Origin of the sequence: Heliobacterium chlorum (genome assembly GCF_014502795.1) — a bacterium.
GTDB classification, from domain to species: Bacteria; Bacillota; Desulfitobacteriia; order Heliobacteriales; family Heliobacteriaceae; genus Heliobacterium; species Heliobacterium chlorum.
This window is the reverse complement of sequence record NZ_JACVHF010000095.1, coordinates 1-1277: the sequence shown is the minus strand read 5'-3', so window position 1 is coordinate 1277 and position 1277 is coordinate 1. Positions and strand designations below refer to the sequence as shown.

Here is a 1277-nt window from a genome sequence, read left to right as displayed (position 1 = left end):
CTGCGGCGATCAGTACAGCCACAATCACACTGGACTCAAACAACTCCATCACCTCCTCACTTTTTTCAAAGTTGCCTACACATACTACATGGGTAAAAAAAAGCGAATTGTGACACAAAAAAGAGCCGGTAATTATTCCCGACTCTTTTATAATCCTGTCTTTTTATGCACTTGGCCCAATCATGGCGCAGAATTTCGTGCACTCTTGGCATACTATTTTTACAATTGTTTTTCTACGGAGGTTTGGGAATGGGATATATGTCAGATTTAACGAAACGTAAAAATTACAACGAATTGCACGATAAGCTCATGAACTTTTCGCGGTCTATGGCTACTTCAATAAAGGATCCAGGCAACTTCACACCGGGTCCCGCACGAGTCCGTCTCTTGTTACAGCTACTTTGCAGTAATATGAAAATTAAGCCGGAGGATTTTGATAAAGATTTAGTCCAATACCTCACCGATATCATGACAGAGCATATTCGATCCTACGAAGAGTTTAAAAAAGAATTTGGAGAGAACGATCAAAATTTCTATAACCAGTTATTCGCCGAATCTATTTTAGGCAGTGATGAGATTTGGGAGAACATCATTGGGCGTGAAGATACAGAGGATACTGGCTTACGCGATAAGCCCCAATCGATCCATTAGAACAATTAATCGATAAAATGTGGTGTCCCCAGAAAAATCCGATAAGGCACTTTTAGCTACTAGCTTTTTTACGCTATCCTTCGCCCAATCTGGAACGGTAGCAAGTTTATCTGCAATCTCCCGTTCCTGCTGTCGCTTGGCAATCGAAGCGATGAAAGCATCCCAACGCGGCAGGATAAGATGCGGACAATACTTGCCGGTCCAGTGCTGATGGGGAACCACATTCGTCAGCGGAATGTTGTACTGCTTCATCAAGTCGATGATGAGGTCAATGGCGTTGGCCTCAGCCTGCGCCAGATTGCCATCGCTGTTTTCGCAGATTTCGATGCCAATGCTGGTGCGGTTGCCGGGGCCGTTGGCTCCATCACCAGCGTGCCAAGCGTTCTCGTTTGTGGGGATGTGTTGAATAATTTGATGGTCATCGACGGTAAAGTGCCAACTGGTCGTTCCAGCACCCGGCGATTTAATAAAGGCGGCGTGGCCAGCTGCATCGGCCCCTGCACTGCTATTGCCCGTGTTATGAACGGTGATAAACGCGGGGGTCATCGTATAGCCGGGTCGGTTTTTCGCGCCTCGAGAAACAAAATCTTGAGTGATGTTTACCATGATTAGTTGCCCCTTTCTCG

Annotated in this window: 3 protein-coding genes; 2 read left to right on the top strand and 1 reads right to left on the bottom strand. The window is 46.0% G+C overall.

What is annotated here, in order from left to right; translation table 11 throughout:
- Together H1S01_RS21255 and H1S01_RS20210 are read left to right on the top strand one after the other, a co-directional pair.
- The coding region (locus H1S01_RS21255) for a hypothetical protein (RefSeq protein ID WP_207732436.1) at nucleotides 1–271 on the top strand (271 nt) is incomplete at its 5' end.
- Nucleotides 250–651, top strand: coding sequence for a hypothetical protein (locus H1S01_RS20210; RefSeq protein WP_188042161.1), 402 nt, complete (start codon nucleotides 250–252; stop codon nucleotides 649–651). The genes H1S01_RS21255 and H1S01_RS20210, both read left to right, overlap by 22 nt.
- On the opposite strand, the gene H1S01_RS20205 is transcribed toward H1S01_RS20210, so the two are convergent.
- Nucleotides 622–1277 (bottom strand): peptidoglycan recognition protein family protein (locus H1S01_RS20205; protein ID WP_341479149.1); only part of this gene is annotated, 656 nt, incomplete at its 5' end. The genes H1S01_RS20210 and H1S01_RS20205 overlap by 30 nt on opposite strands.